Source organism: Streptomyces sp. A012304, from assembly GCF_026008495.1.
Taxonomy (GTDB): domain Bacteria; phylum Actinomycetota; class Actinomycetes; order Streptomycetales; family Streptomycetaceae; genus Streptomyces.
Genome location: NZ_BQUN01000108.1, coordinates 1 through 1,651, shown reverse-complemented (window position 1 = coordinate 1,651; position 1,651 = coordinate 1). Strand labels below are relative to the sequence as shown.

The window sequence follows — 1,651 nt, the reverse complement described above, 5'->3', positions numbered from 1 at the left end:
GCGACGGTCCCGGTGATGCGGGGGACGTCGTGGAGCGCGACGGCGCACAGCCCGAAGAGGGCGACCAGCGCGGCGACGGGGAAGAACGCGGCGATCACGCGTTGTCCCGCGCTGTGCGCAGGAGCCGGCGGCCGTAGCTGTCGCTCACGCCGAGGCGGGTTCCGATGTCGGTTCCGGTGAGTTCCGGCTCGGCGGCGAGCCAGTTCCTGACGGTGTCGACACGCTTGGCGAAGGTGGTGTTCGCGGTGTCCTCGGTGAAGAGGTCGGCGGCGCCGGTTCCGGTCGGCGGAACTGTGGGCGGAACTGGTTCCGATGCCGGTTCCGCCTCAGTTCCGGCAGGGGTACACGCTGACGGGTACCCCTCGGTTGGCCGCAGGTCGAGGACGGTTCCGGTAGTTCCGCCAGCGAGTTCCGCCACGGGCGACCAGGGGCCGAGGACGGGCCCAGCGGGGGCCGTGTCGACCGTGCTGGGAGCCCGCTCGACGGTGACCGGTTCCGCGAGTTCCGGCGCCGGTTCCGCCGTGGCGGGGCTCGGTTCCGGTCGCGGTTCCGGCTGGTGTTCGGAGAGCCGGTGGACGCGCCACAGCACGAGCGGGGCGACCGCGGAGACGGCCACGACGAGGGTCACGGAGACGGGCAGCAGGCCGACCTGCACCAGGTGCGAGGCGGCGTTCACGCCGATCAGGGTGAGGACGACCGCGAAGACGTCGCGGCGGGCCCGCAGGGCGGCGAGGGCGTACACGTCGAGGGCGGCCGGGACGCCGGCGGCGACGTACTGGCCGAAGCCGCACGCGACGGCCAGCTGGTACTCGGCGGACGCGAGGACGACGAGGACCGCGACGAGCGCCGCCCACAGCAGCGGGTCGCGCTTCACTCGCCACCTCCGCGGATGCGCTCCAGCTCGACGGCGAGCTGTTCGAGGACGTCGAGGTGGGCGCGGACGAGGTTGGCGAAGGCGCGGACGTCGGCGGTGTCCTCGCAGTTGAGGATGTCGCCGCCGACCTCGATGGCGAGGACGGGCAGCGGCTCGGGGGTGAGGACGCTGTAGGGCGCCTGGGAGATCCACGCGGTGAGGAAGTCGGTGGGGCCGCGGCGGGTGTCGATGCGGGCGGAGATCTCGGGCCCGTTGTGGGTGATGTCGGCCTTGTACTGGGCGCGGTCGTCCCGATGCCCCACACACCAACTCGGCTCTTCGATCTCCAGGGACTTGGTGACGAAGACGTTGACGTGGACGGTGCGGGGCTCGGTGCTCACCGGTGCTCACCCCGCTTGGCGTCGAGGGCGGCGATGAGGGCGCGGAGCCGGTGGTCCAGGCCGACGGCGGCCTTCACCATCGCGGTGTGGTCGTGGATGTTCGTGCCGGCGACCTGGGACAGGTACTCGCGGGCGAGGCGGAGTTCACCGTCGAGGGACGCCGGGAACTGGGGCTCCGCGTCGGGCTCGCGCAGCGGGTCGTAGGAGGTGCTCACCGGCTTTCACCTCGCTCGGTGGCGAGGAACGCGGTGACCTCGGGGAAGTGCCGGGCGACGAAGTCCCGGGCGCGCTGCTCCTCGTCGACGGGCTCGGCGCCGAGGGCGCGCAGCAGGCGGCGGAGGGCCTCGCGGAGGGAGAGGATCTGGTCGCTGTCGAGCAGCTGCTGGGCGACGCTGAT

General features: G+C 72.5%; 3 protein-coding genes and 1 pseudogene. All 4 read right to left on the bottom strand.

The genetic code is table 11. The features are described from left to right. Positions 1–94 precede the first annotated feature (94 nt). Entirely contained in the window at positions 95–874 is a 780-nt protein-coding gene (locus ALMP_RS27685; protein ID WP_264933132.1) for a hypothetical protein, read from the bottom strand. Further along, complete coding sequence (locus ALMP_RS27680) at positions 871–1,254, bottom strand: DUF6907 domain-containing protein (RefSeq protein WP_264933130.1); 384 nt, start codon at positions 1,252–1,254, stop codon at positions 871–873. Before ALMP_RS27680 ends, ALMP_RS27685 begins: the two co-directional genes overlap by 4 nt. Beyond that, a complete protein-coding gene (locus ALMP_RS27675; RefSeq protein ID WP_264933129.1) occupies positions 1,251–1,469 on the bottom strand; it encodes a hypothetical protein in 219 nt (72 codons plus the stop codon). Before ALMP_RS27675 ends, ALMP_RS27680 begins: the two co-directional genes overlap by 4 nt. Further along, a pseudogene (locus ALMP_RS27670) lies at positions 1,466–1,651 on the bottom strand (hypothetical protein); the annotation flags it as partial. The gene ALMP_RS27675 and the pseudogene ALMP_RS27670, both read right to left, overlap by 4 nt.